Consider the following 15,446-nt stretch of genomic DNA (forward strand, 5'->3'; position numbering starts at 1 on the left):
CAAGGATTCCCAGGCCAAGCCCCGTCAGAACGAGGACATCATCGAGGCATGGCGATGCACTCGGCGCGTCGCGGAAGAAGCGCCCCTTGAACAGTCGCGCAGAGCCGATGTCCAGCGCGACGACTGCGGGAAGAGGTCGTATTCGAGCTGGGCCTGCACCTGCTGCCCCGCACGGCGCCCGGCGCGACCGGCTTCGTCCTGAACGTCGCTGTTGCTGAACCGATCGAAGGCGCTTGCCAACCGGAACAGCCAATAGTCGCTCATCAGCGACAGCCGCTTGGTGGGCGATGCCTTCACGCCGACGCCTAGAGAGACAAGGTTCGAGCGATCCACCGCGCCGAACAGCTCGGTCGGACCGAGTTCGAAACGACGGGCACCGTACAGCGTATCGATCTTCAAGGGATCACAGCCCACCCGTTCGCTGACCGAACGTACCTCGCAGCAACTGGCCGCTTACCTTCTCATCGCCCAGCCCGGACGAGCGGACGAGCGCAATCGCACCCTCGCGATCATAGTCGGCAGCTCCATCGACATGCTCGACCTGCTAAACTCGACTGGATCCGCCGCTCGAACCGGACCGTCCTCCACTTCTCGTTCCCGGAGGAATACTCGCCGCTCCCAACCGTCGCGATGGTCGTCGTCGACGAGAACGACCGCGCGCTCATCGCAGAAAGCTGCTGGCTCTGGCTCCGACATCTGAACCAATTTCCTCGGAACGAGTCGATCGATCATCGCTTTGCCGGCAACAGCCCCTTGTCGATCCGGGCGGCGACACCGACGCTGCGCCCGGCAAGGTTGGGAACGCTATAGTGCATCGCCGTGCCAAGCACCTGCGCCGTTTGCGACAGCGTCAGGCCGTAGTCCTCCTGCAACCACTGGATCATACCGGTGCTGGCAAGCTTAAGTGCCTCGTCGAGAGAGCCGGCCTGTCCCAGCACCATGATCTGCGTCGGGGATTCGACGCGCGGCATCGGCACGGCGTGGCCCTTGATGACATCGACCGTGATGGTCACGTCCATCGATGTCTCAAGCGCGTATTGCGTGGTCTCGCCGTCGCCCTGAAGCGCATGCGCATCGCCGAAATAGAGCAATGCGCCCGGTTGCTGGACGGGCAGATAGACGGTGCTGCCCTCCACGACCTCGTTGAAATCCATATTGCCGCCGAACCGTCCGGTGTCGCCGGTCGAGATCGCCGGCATCCCGAACCCGGGAGCGACCGCCAGGCCACCAAGCATCGGCTTTACCGGCACCGAATAGCCGGCAAGTGCCCCCTCGGCCTCTACCGGGCGCGCACAACCGGCCTTGCGGTCGAGCAGCCATTTGACTGGCTTGCCGAGGTTGGTCGCTTCCGAAACCAGCGAACTGCCCAAGGCACGCCCGACCACCGTATCCAAACTGTCTGCCCAGTCGCGGTTAAGCTTCAACCGGCGGATATGTACGACCAGCGTGTCCCCCTGCTGCGCGCCCGCGATGAAAAACGGTCCAGTCTGTGGATTGCCGAACAGCGCGCGGGTCTTGCCATGCTCGTCCACGCCGCCGGAGTCGATCGTGGTCGTGTGGATCGTGTCGCCCGGCCGCACGACGAGGACCGGGCGACGATCGGCGTTCCAGGTGTTGGAATAGTCGGTCGGGATGAAATCGATCGTGCGCGGTCCACCGCTGCTATCCGGTACACGCCATCCCGTTACCGCATGCGACGCTCGGGCGGCGGGATCATTGGTGTCCGGCAGGTCGGCCGTGCCAGTAAGCTCGCTCCCCCGCAGTCGCACCGCATAGGTGGATGAGCGGCCCTGCCCGTCGATGGCGGTCATTGTCATCCCGTCGCGGGTCATGCCCCCCTCGATCCTGTCGCCGTCGATATCGCCGGCCACACCCTTGTCGCCGTGTTCCAGCATGAGTGTCGAAAAGGCGGGATTGCCCCACAGGTCGGTACGGACGATCCAGGTTTCGGCTGCCGCCACAGGCACGACCAGAATCGGAGCGCACGCAGATAGGATCAGGACAAGACGGCGGAATGAGGACATGGTGAAGGATACTCGCAAGGATGGGTGAGCGGCTCAAGCTACCGTCCGCGGCCCCTGCGGCGGAACCGTCAATCGGTGAACGCCGAGCCTGATCGGTGAACGACCGCCGCTTTCATGGTAGCCCGGCGGGATGACGGCGTTTCGTATCCTTTGCCTGCTTATGGCCATGTCTGTCGCGCTGCCAGCTTGGGCGATACCTGCCGTACGATGGGAGCAGTGCAATCCCGGCCGGCCCTCGCTCTGCCATCCAGTCGTGCCGGAGCATATGACGCCGACGATGCCGGTCACGACTCTGTCTACAGTCGTGTTTATCTCGCCTGATGAGGCCGATGCGCCGCTTGCCGTCGATATCGATGCGATGGCGAGCGCCGAAGTGCGCTGGAATGGAATATTGATCGGCCGCAACGGAGTACCCGGCGCAGATCGGGCATCGGAGGCACCGGGCCTTTACACCGTCAGCATACCTGTCCCCCCACGCCTCGTCCGTGCCGGTGACAACCGCGTGACGATCATCCTATCGGCGCATCACCTCTGGTTTCCGGTCGGCCAGCCGATCCACCGGCTGATGATTGGTCAGCCGCGTGATGCAGACGCTTACACGCTACGCCATTACCTACCCACGTTGACGACGCTCGTCGTGCCTGCGTGCGCGCTCCTACTATTGGGGGCGTTGCTGTTCCTAGGGCGGATCGGCAGGATGGTACTGCCGGCCATGACGATCCTAGCGCTGATCGTCGTGCAGGGACTGATCGAAGTCAGCAATATCGCGGTCCCCTACACCTACCCGTGGCATCTCGCACGCCTGACCGCCCTGACCGGCCTGACAGCGGGCGTGGGCCTGCTTCTTGTCATCCTGACCTGTCGCGCCTTCCTGCCGGCCCGGTCCCGGGCGATGAGCAGCGGCGCAGCGGTGGCGATGGCGGTCGCTTGTCTGATCTTACCTGGTCTCGATCGTCAGGCACTGGCTGTGTTCGTTGTCGCGCTGCTTGCCGCCGCGGCAGGAGCAGCACCGGCAACTATGCGACGCGATCGCAGGGCGGCGGCGCTATTCATTGCGGCCGTGTCGCTTGCCGTATGGGCCTATCGCGCCGGCCCTGACTTTCTCGATACCGTCTACTACGTTACGGCTGCCGGAGCCGCGATTGCGCTCAGTCTAGCAGCGGTACTGCGGCCGGCCGAGGCGAGCGACTCTCCTGTTCCTGCCAGTGAGCCAACCGTCACCCTGCGCGATGGCGCGCGCCACCACATCATACTTCCTTCGAAGATTACCTTCCTGAAGGCGGATGACGATTACTGCACCATCTATCTGACTGATGGACGGGAGATCATGGTGACCATGACGCTCAAGACCGCCTTGGCGCTTCTGCCCTCGGATTTCATCCGTATTCATCGCAGCCACGCCATCAATGTCCGGCATTTGTCCGGCACTCGGCCCGGACCGGGCGGTCGCGTGGCCAAACTCTCCGGAGGAACAACCCTGCCGGTCGGGCGCACCTACGCCGCCGATTTGCGCGCATTTACCATTGGGTAGCTCCCTCGGCTCAACTCCCAACCCTGGATTCATTTCAAGTAAGCCGCTGGTGTCAGACCGGTCGATCTTAATGCTGCTGGCCGTGCCACGGTCTTGCGCGGCACCCCAGGTGTCAGCGACCTGCGTCACGATGTGCGTTTACGGTATCGGCAACCATAGGTGCGAATGACCGCTATTGGCGCAGAACCGAAAGGCGATCCGTTTGCCTGGCGACGGCTGGTCTTGGAAAACGCGGTCGTTCCACGTCATTTGGGAATGCCTGATTTTGGTCGACTTCGCCGTAGCCGCAGCGGCGGCCAGACCCACAAGTGAACGCTCAACGTCGCTTGGACGCTTCCCGGAATCAGCCGATCGATCATCTGGATGTAGACTGCCCGAGCAGCCCAGCCAGCCGCTCGGAACGACTGGGGTTCGGACATTGCCGCCGTTGGCGTACGACATGTCTTCCCTCTCCCGATGGGAGAGGGAAAGGACGCTGAAAGCCGAGAAGCGTGAAGTTGACGGGTATGGCGCATCGCCGCTCAGTCAACGTCCCCGAAGCCATGGCCGACAGTGATCTTCACGCCGGTGTCCGTGCCGGCACCCGCGCCTTCCCACCAATAGGGTAACCGCTTGCGCGCGCCGGTGACGACCTCATTCAGCGTTGCCGCATCGTACAGCCGCCCGCCAAGCATCACTTGCGACACCTTGTCGCTGTTGCGGATATCGACGCTTGGATCGGCATCGAGAACGACTAGATCGGCGAGCTTGCCTACTTCAAGGGAGCCGACATCCTTGTTGTACCCCAGCGAGCGCGCCGATTCGATCGTGCCGGCACGGAGCGCCTCGAGCGGCGTGAAGCCGCCGCGCACGAAGCTCCATAGTTCCCAATGGGCGCCAAGCCCCGGCTGCTGCCCGTGCGCGCCGATCGCCACTGGCACGCCCTTGTCGGCAAGCTTCTTCGCTTCGCGTGCGGTCGCGCCGTCAACATAATCCTCCTCCGGCGCAATTTCGCGCCGTGCGTTCTGCGCGGCGAGCAAAGCTGGCGGCGCGTGGCGGCTGAGCAAGGGATGCCGCCAGACGTCACTATGCGCCCGCCAGTAGGGATCGCCCGCCGGCCCGCCATAGGCGACGACCAAGGTGGGCGTGTAGCCGACGGTCGACTGCGACCATAAACTCACTACATCCGCGTAGAAATGCTCCAGCGGCACGTTGTGCTCAACGGTGGAATTGCCGTCCTGCACCAGGCTCATGTCCAACGTGAACAGCGATCCGCCCTCGGGAACGACCTCCATATTCTCGGCCTGAGCGGCGGCGACGACCATCTGACGCTGTTCGCGGCGCGGCTGGTTGTAGTTCTTCACACTGTGCGCGCCTTGCGCCTTGAGGCGACGGACGACGGCGAGCGCATCCTCGTACGTTTCGATCTGCGCGTACACGTCGGGTGCCTTGGCACCGTAGATGATCTCCCCGGTCGAGAAGGTACGCGGCGCGAGCAGCATACCGGACTGCTGCATTTCCGCCGCCGGGAACACTTCGGCCGAGCGGGACGAGGGATCATGAATTGTCGTCGTGCCGAGTGCGAGATTGGCCATCGCCGACCAGTTCTGCTGCGGCACCAGTTCGTCTTCACCCTGCGGTCCATGCGCGTGCGCATCGACGAGCCCCGGGATGATCGTCTTGCCGGCGAGTTCAACGGTCTTGGCGCCTGCGGGCACCGCGACCGAGCCGCGAGGGCCGATCGCGGCGACGCGGTCGCCCCGGATCAGGATCGTAGCGTCGTCGATTATCCCGCCATCCTTTGAGGCCATCGTGATGACGCGCGCACCGGTAAGGGCGACCGTGCCCGTGGCCTTGGCAGCAGTCACCGGCATCGACAGCGATACGCCGGTGCGGGGTGCGGCGAACTTCGGCGCATCCTCGCCCGCCGGCGCATCGCGGAACAGGGCGCTGGTCTGCGCGGTGTATAGCGTCGGACCGGCGCTCCAGTGCATCGCCTTGCCGTCGTTCGACCAATTGATGAAGTCGGCGCCGTCGCCGCTGACGCGGGTGATCGGCAACGCCCCGGACTTGGCTGATCCGTCGGCCGTCACTGCCTGCTTGCCTGGCATCAGCGGCATCACGAACGCCTCGTAATTCTGTCGGAAGGCAATGTAGTCGCCCGCGGGCGACACTTGATAGTCGTTAATCAGTTCGCCCTCGGCATGGACGCGGCGATCCTGCCCGTCGAGCCCGGTACTGATCAGCTGTCGCTTGTCCTTTTCGTTGACGATCAGGAATACGCGGTCGCCGCTCGCGCCGAATTGCGGCGACGCGGCGTCCTTGGCGATGCGCACCGGCGCGCCGCCGGTCGTCGCGACGCGGTACGCCCCGATGCCGGGATTGCCGCGCGCGGACGTCAGTCGCCCGCCTTCGCCTTGTTCGAACACGATCGTCCGGCCGTCGGGCGAGAAACGCGGGATGCGGTAATGCCCGGCGGCCGTTGTGACGGTACGCGGCGCTCCGCCGCTGGCCGCGACGGTGCGGACCTGGCCGAGCCCCGCATCGGTCCAGCCGACGAACACGATCTGGCGCCCATCGCGCGACCAGCTCGGGAACACCTCCATTTCCTCCTGCCCGCGCGTCAGCCGGGTCGGCGTGCCGCCCGCTATCGGCCTGGTCCACAATTTACCGAGCGTTTCGAACACCACGGTGCGGCCGTCAGGCGAGACGCTGGCCCAACGTGGCATTTTGGTCGCGAAAGTATCGGGTGCGACCTCGATCTGCGGGTGCACCGCATCGACGATGACGCGCGTATCGTCGATGCGGAACGGGATCACCGCGCCGCTGCCGTCGTCGGGGTTCACGTGGCGCAATTTGCCGCCGGCCCAGAACACGATCTCCTTATCGCCGGACGTCCAGGCCATCTCGGGATATACGCCGGTCACCGCCCAGGTTTCCTGCACGTCGCGATCGAGCGGGCCGTACACGATACGCTCGACGCCGCTGGCCAGATCCTTGACCCACAATTTGGTGACGTTGTTATCGCGCCGTACGAATGCGATCCGTTTGCCGTCGCGGCTTGGCGTGGGGCGTACCGATCCGCCGACGCCGGAGACAACGCTGGTCACCTCGCCCGAATCCAGGTCGTAGCGCTCGATATCGAACAGATCGGTGCGCGAATTCTGCGCATATTCGAAGATCGGGCCGGGCGACACGTTGCGCGTGTAATAGATGCTCTTGCCGTCGCGGGCGTAGATCGGCTCCCCCAGCTCCTTTTGCAGCACCTCGCTGGCGCGCTTGACAAGCTGAACACCGCCGCCGCCCGACACGTGATACAACCAGATTTCGCCGGTGCCGAGCGACCGCCCGGTAGTGAAATGCTTCTTGGCGGCAATGAAGCGCCCGTCCGCACTCCAGCTTGGCTGATTAAGGAGACGGAAATCTTCCTTGGTCACCTGACGCTTGTCGCTGCCATCGGCGTTCATCACCCAGATATTGTCGCCGCCGCCGCGATCCGAGGTGAAGGCGATCCGCCGCCCGTCGGGCGAGAAGCGCGGCTGATGCTCGAACGCCAGGCCGTCGGCGATACGCTTCGGCGTGCCACCCGCGATCGGCATCGTATAGATGTCGCCAAGCAGATCGAAGGCGAGCATGCCGCCGTCGGGCGAGACGTCGACGTTCATCCAGCTGCCTTCGTCGACCCGGATCGGAACTTCGCGCGTCTTCAGGCCACGTGGATTGCTGACGTCCCAGACAGGCGGCTTCTTCGGCGTGGCGACCACGACGGGCGCGAGGGGCGCGACGGGCGGCGTCGTTGGCGGGGGCAACGTGCCGGTCTGCTCCGGGACCGGCGCGGTCGCCTTGTCCTCCGGCCCCTGCGTCTGCTCGACCGGCCTGTTCACTGGCGGCGGCACGCTCTGGGCCGAAAGCTGCGCGGCCAACAGGCATAAGGCAAGAGTGATATATGTGTGCTTCACGGTACGCGGATCTCCTGTTGCAAGCTAGCTTAGCCGATCCGCCGCCGCGGTCACCCGCAAAGATCGAGGCGGACGCGGCGGTCGCTAATGGCGGTGCTCGCCACGCGTTCTATGATGAGCCCTTCCTGTCGCCAGGCTGCTTCGGCTAGGAAAGTCGTAGCAGCGAGATGTCAGCGTGCCCAATATGCACGTCGGTGCGTTCTCCTATCGACGACGAATAGTAAGGATACACGATGACGACATACCCGTTAAGCGAACCGGCCACGATCTACTCGGTCGACGCCTCTGGTGAAGTGACCTCAGACGTTTTGGGACGAGGAACGCTCGAAGACTGCGCTGATATTGTCGCCGGTCTGTCCGCAGATAGCAGAAAAGCGATTTCGATTCGAATGGATAGCCTCGACTTGCAGTTTGGTTCGGAGGAAGTCGTCGAACTCTTGCGGTTCCTGCACGAGGAAGGCCCGGGACTTTCAAACGGCGAGATCACAGAAATCAAAAGCGCCTAACGGTGATTGCCCTGGTTTGGCACTATCGCTGAGCTGATCCATGCCGGTGAGCGGATCCTATGATTACCGATCGCACGACGCCCGCGTAGACCCATTTCCAGACATTCACAGGCCGTTTGGCGGTCCCCAGCTTCAGACCTTTATTCATGCCGCGTCGTCCGTGCGCCGACGCAGCCGGAACAGTTTCAGCTAAGCAGCAGGAGAAGTGGCAACGCTACTCCCGCTACAAGAACGATCATGGACCGTCGTCGCATCGTTCGGTTGGTGAGCGCGATGACAATCCCGAGGATTGCCGACGCCAGCAGCCCGAGCGACATCAAAGCAACGAAGATCTTCAGAGGCAGCGGCGAGATCAGCGTGAACGGTCGATCTTGCCCACTGCGGGGCACTTGAGCGACCAATGCAGATGGCTTGATCGCTTGCAGCGTGGTGTGGTTCTCGCGAGGAAGCGACTGGTCCTTATGGACGCTGGCCATCCAGACGATCCAGCCGGGCGGCGTACCGCCATAGCCCTTGGTCTCCTGCAACCGGAACGTCTGGAGCGCACCGCTCAGCGCGAACAGCAGGATCGCCGGCGCGAAGAACATGCCGAGGTAGAAGTGAGACTGGCGCACACGGCGCATCGTCTGGGCTTTCATCGCGGTCTCCGGTGGCTGGCCTCGGCATAGGGCATGACGCTCATACCGCGGTCCCGACGAGATGCCCGATCCCGGCGGTCGCCGCCATCGCCGCCGCGCCCCAGAGCAGCACGCGGATCGCTGGGCGCAGCGGCCGGGCGCCCCCTGCCCTCGCGCCCACCACGCCGAGGATCGCGAGACAGACCAGCGTCGCGCCGATCACTACGACCAGCCGGTGCGAGGTCGGTGCGAGTGCCACGACCGCGAGCGGCACGACCGCGCCGGTGACGAAGCTGACCGCCGACGCGAACGCCGCCTGGACCGGGCGGGCCATGACGATTTCGGAAATGCCCAGCTCGTCACGCGCGTGCGCCCCGATCGCGTCATGCGCCATCAACTGCTCGGCCACCTGATGCGCGAGCGTAGGATCTAGCCCGCGCGCGACGTAGATCTGTGCGAGTTCGTCATGCTCGTGCGCCCAGTCGCTGGCGAGTTCGGCGTGTTCGCGCGCCAAGTCGGCGGCTTCGCTGTCCGCCTGCGAGCTGACCGAGACATACTCGCCCGCCGCCATCGACATCGCGCCCGCGACCATCGCCGCCGACCCCGCGACCAGCACCGCGCCGGTCGTCGCGCCCGACGCCGCGACGCCCGCGATCAGGCTGGCGGTCGAGACGATGCCGTCGTTCGCGCCGAGCACCGCCGCGCGCAACCAGCCGGTCCGCGAGACGAGATGGCGTTCGCTATGGCTGCTCATGGCAGCTTCCTGATGGTTTCCTCGAGCGTCGCGACGATGACGCCCAGCTTGCGGACGATCAAATGGTTTTGCGCGACCTGCCCGTCGGCCGACAGCGTCAGCCACTGGTCGACGCGCTTGCCGCCCTTCATCGGAAAACCGAGGTGCAGCCGATTGCCCTCGACCTCCCCCGTCACCGGACCCGAGGCATCGGTCAGCGTACCCGCATAGCGCCCGTCGCGGAGCGAACGGATCTGCCACTGCCGGTCGCGTGCGGGCTTGCCCTGCTGTTCGATATGCTGGTCGAGCCGCAGTATCCCATCGGCGCCGACACGACCGACACTGGTCACGTGCGTCGTAGTCGCCGCGTGCAGCACGATCTTGAGTGTGCCGTCCCCGTCTAGGCGACCTGCGAAGAAGCGCTCGGCGACGAAGCGCGGCGCGACACCGGTAGTGTTGGCCACGGGTGGAGAGCCCGCACAGGCCGAGACGAGCAAGGCGAGTGCTACCGCTACGACTGGCCTCGAGGTCAAGAACGGTATCATCGGAAGGGCTTTCGGCAGGAACGCGAGGTCGTCGGATGGTCCAGCACGAACAGGCGCGATTGCAGCGCCCGATACTGTGCCCACTGCCCATATCTAAGCTATCGGCAATCCTTGCGCCATCGTCCGTTCCCTAAACTCAAGTTCATGGTACCGATCTACGCACGCAAAATTGATAATGAGTATCAATTGTTCGTCCAGCCTCTGTGAAAGGGACGACGAAATCGTCGATCGCCGGCGCTGTCCTCCATCAAGTCTGCAATAAATGATATTTTTTCGGCAGGCTGGACTGAGGACGTGACACGCGGGCGGCGTCCCACCTGCATCTGGGAGGATGCATATGCATGACGCCGCGCTGATCGCGCTGATCCATGACCGTTACGCTGCCGTGCACGGGGCCATCCCTGCAAGCGATTATCCGACCTATCTGACCGTCGGTGCGCCCGATTTGCCGCAGGCGGTCCTGGGCTACCGCCTGGCCGATGTCGGCGCGCTGTTCCTCGAGGGGTATCTCGACCTGCCGATCGAGGTGTTGTTGAGCGAACGGTTCGGGCGCCCTGTCCCCCGCGCGCGGATCGTCGAACTCGGCGACCATGCCTCGGAACGCCCCGGCGCGACGATGACCCTGTGGCACGAGGCGGCAGCGGCGCTCGCCGGTCAGGCGGATGTGGCGGTCGCGGTGCTGACCCGGCCGTTGCGATCGATGTTCGCCCGCCTGGGTCTGGAGTTGATCGAACTCGCCCCCGCGCGGATCGAGGCGCTCAGCGCGGCAGGCGCGACCTGGGGGCGCTATTACCAGACCGACCCGGTGGTGTGTGCGGGCGACATCGCCGCGTGCCGAGCGCGGCTGGACCGGGGTGCACGCGCATGACCCGGCTGCTCGACGCGATCCGCGGCCATGCCGAACGCCGGCCCGGTGCGATCGCCATCGACGGCGCGACGCCGATGACCTGGGCGACGCTCGCACGCGTCCTCCCGCTGCTGGCGGAGGACTTGGCGACGCGGTTCGGCGATGGCCGCCCGGTCGCGATCCAGCTCGATCAGGGCGTCGGCGAATCCGTCCTCGATCTCGCGCTGCTCGAAGCGGGCATAGCCACGATCCCGCTACCGCCGTTCTTCACGCCCGCGCAGACCAATCACGCACTCGATGCAGCGGGTGCGGAGATGCTGTTCTCGGGGCCGGCGATACTGTCGCTCGATGCCGAACCGAGCCTTGAAATGCGCGAGAACCACTCCGGCCGGCCCGATCGCAGCCTGCCCGAGGGCACTGCCCGCATTACCTTCACCTCGGGATCGACCGGTGATCCTAAGGGCATCTGCCTGTCGCGCGACCATCTCTTCGGGGTCGCGCAGGCGGTGGTCGGGACGCTCGGCGTGCATCATGCCGGGCGGCATTTGCCGATATTGCCGCCGGGCATCCTGCTCGAAACCGTTGCCGGCTTGCACGCGACGATGCTGGCGGGCGGCACCTATGTCGCGCTGCCGCAGTCCGCGGTCGGCATGGCCGATCCGTTCCGCCCGGACGTCATGGCGATCCTCGGCACGATCGATCGTGAGGCGATCACGTCGCTGATTCTCGTGCCCGAATATCTCGCCGGCCTCGTCGCGGCGATGCGCGCGACCGGCATCAGGTTGCCGCGCCTGACGTTAGTCGCCGTCGGCGGTGCGCGGATCGATCCGCTGCTGCTCAACGCCGCGGCGGACCTGGGACTGCCGGTACGCCAGGGCTACGGCCTCACTGAATGCGCCTCGGTCGTCGCCCTCGACGACGGCGATCCGGCATCGCGCGGCAGCGTCGGCCGGAGCATAGGCGCCAATACCCTCCAGCTGGCCGACGACGGCGAGATCCTGATCGACGGGCCGCTGTTCCTCGGCACGGTCGGCGCACCGCGCGCTCCCGGCCCGCTCGCGACCGGCGATCTTGGACGGATCGACGACGCCGGACGGCTCTGGATCGAGGGGCGCAAGTCGGCGCTGATCGTGATCAGCCACGGTCGCAACATCTCGCCCGAATGGGTCGAGGGGAGACTGACGCGCCAGCCCGCGATCCTTCAGGCGATGGTGCGCGGCGATGGGCGCGCGACGCTCGACGCCTTGCTCGTCCCGTCGGCGCCGGGCGCGGATGTCGCAGCCGCAGTCGCTGCCGCCAACCACGCGCTCCCTGCCTATGCGCGTATCGCGGACTGGCAGGTCGTCCCCCCGTTCACCCCCGCGACGGGACTTCTCACCGGCAACGGCCGCCTGCGCCGCGCCGCGATCGACACAGCCTATCCCGCCCAGGAGATTTCGATGGATCACGCTTCGTCCGAACAGCCCTTCTTCAACCGCCTCGTCGCCGAAACTCGCGAGGCCCAGGCGCGCTTTGCGATGACGCCGCAGCTCGTCGCCGGGATGACCGGCCGGATCACGCGCGCCGACTATATCGCCTACCTCACTGAGGCGTTCCACCACGTCCGCCACACCGTTCCGTTGATGGAAGAGGCACGCGCCCGACTGGCGCACCGCCCTATCCTCGTTGCCGCGCTCGACGAGTATATCGAGGAGGAGACCGGCCACGAATTCTGGATCCTCGAGGATATCGAGGCGGCTGGCGGCGACAGCCTCGCCGCCAGCCGCGCGCCCTCGCCGGCGACGCGCGCGATGGTCGAATACGCCTACGACACGGTCCGCAACGGCAAGCCGGCCGCGTTCTTCGGCATGGTCTATGTCCTTGAGGGCACCAGCATCGCGATGGCGAGCCATGGCGCAGGCGCGGTCCAGGCGGCGCTCGGCCTGCCCGACGACGCGTTCCATTACCTGACCTCGCACGGTGCGCTCGACCAAGAGCACATGGTCTTCTTCGAAAAGCTGATGAACCGGATCGACGATGCCGACGACCAGCGTGCGATCGTCGCGATGGCCAACGCGATGTTCGGCCTGTTCGGTGCGCTGTTCGCCGGAATCGAACTGGAGGCCACGTGTGTCACCGCTTGAGGGTCGCCGCATCGTTCTGACCGGCGCGGCGGGAGGGATTGGCGGCCTGCTCGCGGCACGGCTGCGCCTGTGCGGCGCACATGTCACGGGAGTAGACCGCGTCCCGTCCGATGCGTGCGACGATCATATCGTTGCGAACCTCGCCGATCCGGAAGCCCTTGCCGATCTCGCCACGCACCTCGGCGACCGTCACATCGACATCCTCGCCAACGTCGCAGGTCTGCAACATTTCGGCCCGTTCGAGCGGCAGGGTGCGACCGGTATCGCGCTCGGCTACGCCGTCAACCTTGTCGCGCCGGCGGTCCTCGCCAGCGCCGTCGTGCCGCAGATGGTCGCACGCGGCGACGGCCAGATCGTCAATATCGGCTCGGTAATGGGCGCGGTCCCCTACCCCTATTTCACCGCCTATTCGAGCGCGAAGGCCGGGCTGAAGGGGCTCAGCCAGGCGCTGCGCCGCGAACTCGGCGGACGCGGCATCGCGGTCACGCACGTTGCGCCGCGCGCGGTCAGGACCGGCTTCAACACCGCGACGATCGAGCGTTTCATGACGCTAACCAAGATGACCGCGGACGATCCCGCAACCGTCGTCGACCGCATCCTCCGCGCGATCGAGCGGCGCGAGCGCGACGTATCGATCGGCCTGCCCGAACGCGTCTTTACCCAGCTCAACGCGATGGTGCCGCGCCTCGTCGACCGCGGCCTAGCAGGCCAAGTGCTGACGGCGCGCGGCCTATTCCAGGACAATCCTTCAGGAGCCCTTTCATGACCGTCCGCTATTTTCTCGCTTTCGCCGCGCTGGCTCTCGCGGGCTCGGCCAGTGCCAGCAACAACCCGGCGATGGATGCCGCGGTGCGCCGGATCAACGATCAATGGGCACATATCCGCTACCAGGTCGCCGACCGGAACGAGCAATATCGCCAGCTGGACGTGCTCGCCGGCCAGGCCGCACAGGTCTCCGCACGCTATCCCGGCCATGCCGAACCGCTGCTGTGGCAGGGCATCGTGGTCAGCGAGGAGGCGGCCCGGGCGAGCGTTCTGCGACAGCTCGGCTTCGCCCGATCCGCCCGCGACATCCTCGAAAAGGCGCAGAGCATCGATCCGAACGTGGCCGATGGCAGCGTCAAGATGAGCCTCGGCGTCCTCTATTACCGTGTGCCCGGCTTCCCGATCGGGTTCGGCAATACCGCAAAGGCACGCGCACTGCTCGAGGCGGCGCTGAAGCAGGATCCGAACGGGCTCGACAACAACTTCTTCTACGCCGACTTCCTCAACGACGAGGGACATCCGGCGCAGGCGAAGCAATATGTCCTGCGCGGTCTCCAGGCACCCTTGAACAGCGCGCGGCCGGTCTGGGATGCGGGACGTCGCGCGGAAATGCGCGCGTTGCTGGGCAAGATCAACGCGAAGCTCAAGACGGCGTGACCGCGTTCGCCGCGGCGCTCGGGCGACAGCTCGCGAGTCCGAGCGGTTTGGGTGGCCGGATCGTCGGGCAGGCGATGCGCGTCGCGAACCGTCGCCCGACCCGGCTCGCGATCGACGCGCTCGGCGTCCGGAAGGGCGACGTCGCGCTCGATCTCGGCTGCGGCACCGGCGACGCGATCCGTGCGCTGTCGGCGGCTGCGGGCTGCGGCCACGTGTACGGCCTCGACCATTCGCCGGACATGCTCGACGCAGCCGGCCGGCGTCACCCGGCTGCGACCGTCTTCCGCGCATCGTTCACCGAAATCCCGCTTCCCGAGGCGAGCGTCGACCGGATCCTGGCCGCAAACGTCGCCTATTTCTGGCACGACGACCGCGCGGTGCTCGCCGAACTCATGCGGGTGTTGCGGCCCAGCGGACGGCTCGCGCTCTACGTCACGACCGCAGGCTCACTCCGTCGCATTGGGCTCGGCGACAGTGGCACCCACCGGCTGTTCGACGAGGCCGATCTCCGCGCGATGCTCGGACCCACCGCGATGATCGCGACCGTCGATGCGGGGTTCGGCGTTGCCGGCCTGGTCGCAACGCTGGAGAAACCACCGCTCATGAAGGACCGAACGGAATGAAGATCACGATTGCCCTAATGGCTGTCCTCGCCCCGGTAGCATGGGCATCCCCCGCGACGGCGGATCCGAAAGGCTGGGCCACTGCCAGCGATGTCGGTCGCGACCTTCTCGTCGGCGCGGCGCTGGGCGTGCCGGCGATCCAGGCCGACTGGCGCGGCGATCTCGAAGCGGGGGCCAGCATGCTCGTCGCGGGCGGTACGACGTTCGCGCTGAAGGAACTGATCCACGAGCGCCGCCCGGATCGCAGCGACGACAAGAGCTTTCCGTCGGGCCACACCTCGATCTCGTTCGCCGCGGCCGCCTCGCTCGAGAAGCGCTATGGCTGGGAGGCGGGACTGCCCGCTTTGCTGGTCGCGTCGTTCGTCGGCGTCGCGCGCATCCGCGCCGACAAGCATTATGTCCACGACGTCCTCGCCGGCGCGGTGATCGGCGGCGCGAGCGGGTTTCTGCTGACTTCGCGGCGCGACGACCGCGTCCGCCTCACGCCCTGGGCAGGATCGGGCGGTGGCGGCATCGACGTGGCGATGCAGTTCTGAC

At 65.8% G+C, this 15,446-nt stretch carries 14 protein-coding genes; 8 read left to right on the plus strand and 6 right to left on the minus strand.

What is annotated here, in order from left to right:
- Window positions 1–24: 24 nt before the first annotated feature.
- Both U1737_RS19140 and U1737_RS19145 read right to left on the minus strand, forming a co-directional pair.
- Window positions 25–399 carry an alginate export family protein gene (locus tag U1737_RS19140; RefSeq protein WP_248520465.1) on the minus strand — a complete coding sequence of 125 codons (375 nt, stop codon included), beginning with the start codon at window positions 397–399 and terminating at the stop codon, window positions 25–27.
- A 329-nt stretch (window positions 400–728) separates the two neighbouring features.
- The gene (locus tag U1737_RS19145; protein WP_332797889.1) at window positions 729–1,961 is read right to left on the minus strand and encodes an acetamidase/formamidase family protein; all 1,233 of its coding nucleotides are present in this window, start codon (window positions 1,959–1,961) and stop codon (window positions 729–731) included.
- Window positions 1,962–2,289: 328 nt separating this feature from the next.
- Between U1737_RS19145 and U1737_RS19150 the strand changes: the two genes are divergently transcribed.
- Entirely contained in the window at window positions 2,290–3,555 is a 1,266-nt protein-coding gene (locus U1737_RS19150) for a LytR/AlgR family response regulator transcription factor (RefSeq protein WP_332797890.1), read from the plus strand.
- A 521-nt stretch (window positions 3,556–4,076) separates the two neighbouring features.
- Here the strand turns inward: U1737_RS19150 and U1737_RS19155 are convergent.
- Window positions 4,077–7,493, minus strand: a complete 3,417-nt coding sequence (locus U1737_RS19155) for an amidohydrolase family protein (RefSeq protein WP_332797891.1) — start codon at window positions 7,491–7,493, stop codon at window positions 4,077–4,079.
- Window positions 7,494–7,726: 233 nt separating this feature from the next.
- On the opposite strand from U1737_RS19155, the gene U1737_RS19160 reads away from it, so the two are divergent.
- A complete protein-coding gene (locus U1737_RS19160; protein WP_332797892.1) occupies window positions 7,727–7,999 on the plus strand; it encodes a hypothetical protein in 273 nt (90 codons plus the stop codon).
- 185 nt (window positions 8,000–8,184) lie between these two features.
- Here U1737_RS19160 and U1737_RS19165 read toward each other — a convergent pair whose 3' ends face one another.
- From U1737_RS19165 to U1737_RS19175, 3 genes are read right to left on the minus strand one after another with little or no spacing between them, the layout of a single operon-like run.
- Window positions 8,185–8,637: a hypothetical protein gene (locus U1737_RS19165; RefSeq protein WP_332797893.1), complete on the minus strand. Its 453-nt coding sequence runs from the start codon at window positions 8,635–8,637 to the stop codon at window positions 8,185–8,187.
- 40 nt (window positions 8,638–8,677) lie between these two features.
- The gene (locus U1737_RS19170) at window positions 8,678–9,370 is read right to left on the minus strand and encodes a VIT1/CCC1 transporter family protein (protein ID WP_332797894.1); all 693 of its coding nucleotides are present in this window, start codon (window positions 9,368–9,370) and stop codon (window positions 8,678–8,680) included.
- Window positions 9,367–9,813 (minus strand): DUF3833 family protein, encoded by a 447-nt coding sequence (locus U1737_RS19175; protein WP_332797895.1) that lies wholly within the window; start codon window positions 9,811–9,813, stop codon window positions 9,367–9,369. The genes U1737_RS19170 and U1737_RS19175 overlap by 4 nt, the downstream gene beginning before the upstream one ends.
- A 418-nt stretch (window positions 9,814–10,231) precedes the next feature.
- On the opposite strand from U1737_RS19175, the gene U1737_RS19180 reads away from it, so the two are divergent.
- From U1737_RS19180 to U1737_RS19205, 6 genes are read left to right on the plus strand one after another with little or no spacing between them, the layout of a single operon-like run.
- Window positions 10,232–10,762: a thermostable hemolysin gene (locus U1737_RS19180; protein ID WP_332797896.1), complete on the plus strand. Its 531-nt coding sequence runs from the start codon at window positions 10,232–10,234 to the stop codon at window positions 10,760–10,762.
- On the plus strand, window positions 10,759–12,864 hold the full coding sequence (locus U1737_RS19185) for an AMP-binding protein (protein ID WP_332797897.1): 2,106 nt from the start codon (window positions 10,759–10,761) through the stop codon (window positions 12,862–12,864). The genes U1737_RS19180 and U1737_RS19185 overlap by 4 nt, the downstream gene beginning before the upstream one ends.
- Window positions 12,851–13,630 carry an SDR family NAD(P)-dependent oxidoreductase gene (locus U1737_RS19190; protein ID WP_248520450.1) on the plus strand — a complete coding sequence of 260 codons (780 nt, stop codon included), beginning with the start codon at window positions 12,851–12,853 and terminating at the stop codon, window positions 13,628–13,630. The genes U1737_RS19185 and U1737_RS19190 overlap by 14 nt, the downstream gene beginning before the upstream one ends.
- Window positions 13,627–14,286: a tetratricopeptide repeat protein gene (locus U1737_RS19195; RefSeq protein ID WP_332797898.1), complete on the plus strand. Its 660-nt coding sequence runs from the start codon at window positions 13,627–13,629 to the stop codon at window positions 14,284–14,286. Before U1737_RS19190 ends, U1737_RS19195 begins: the two co-directional genes overlap by 4 nt.
- A complete protein-coding gene (locus tag U1737_RS19200; protein WP_332797899.1) occupies window positions 14,283–14,909 on the plus strand; it encodes a class I SAM-dependent methyltransferase in 627 nt (208 codons plus the stop codon). Before U1737_RS19195 ends, U1737_RS19200 begins: the two co-directional genes overlap by 4 nt.
- Window positions 14,906–15,445, plus strand: a complete 540-nt coding sequence (locus tag U1737_RS19205) for a phosphatase PAP2 family protein (RefSeq protein ID WP_248520445.1) — start codon at window positions 14,906–14,908, stop codon at window positions 15,443–15,445. The genes U1737_RS19200 and U1737_RS19205 overlap by 4 nt, the downstream gene beginning before the upstream one ends.
- Window position 15,446 lies beyond the last annotated feature (1 nt).

The organism is Sphingomonas fucosidasi, assembly GCF_036663855.1.
Lineage (GTDB): Bacteria > Pseudomonadota > Alphaproteobacteria > Sphingomonadales > Sphingomonadaceae > Sphingomonas > Sphingomonas faeni_B.

Bases quoted from the DNA above. Each gene is read 5' to 3' on its own strand.
- U1737_RS19150 (WP_332797890.1), top strand. From the start codon at position 2,290: ATGACGCCGACGATGCCGGTCACGACTCTGTCTACAGTCGTGTTTATC.
- U1737_RS19160 (WP_332797892.1), top strand. From the start codon at position 7,727: ATGACGACATACCCGTTAAGCGAACCGGCCACGATCTACTCGGTCGAC.
- U1737_RS19165 (WP_332797893.1), bottom strand. From the start codon at position 8,637: ATGAAAGCCCAGACGATGCGCCGTGTGCGCCAGTCTCACTTCTACCTC.
- U1737_RS19170 (WP_332797894.1), bottom strand. From the start codon at position 9,370: ATGAGCAGCCATAGCGAACGCCATCTCGTCTCGCGGACCGGCTGGTTG.
- U1737_RS19180 (WP_332797896.1), top strand. From the start codon at position 10,232: ATGCATGACGCCGCGCTGATCGCGCTGATCCATGACCGTTACGCTGCC.
- U1737_RS19185 (WP_332797897.1), top strand. From the start codon at position 10,759: ATGACCCGGCTGCTCGACGCGATCCGCGGCCATGCCGAACGCCGGCCC.
- U1737_RS19195 (WP_332797898.1), top strand. From the start codon at position 13,627: ATGACCGTCCGCTATTTTCTCGCTTTCGCCGCGCTGGCTCTCGCGGGC.
- U1737_RS19205 (WP_248520445.1), top strand. From the start codon at position 14,906: ATGAAGATCACGATTGCCCTAATGGCTGTCCTCGCCCCGGTAGCATGG.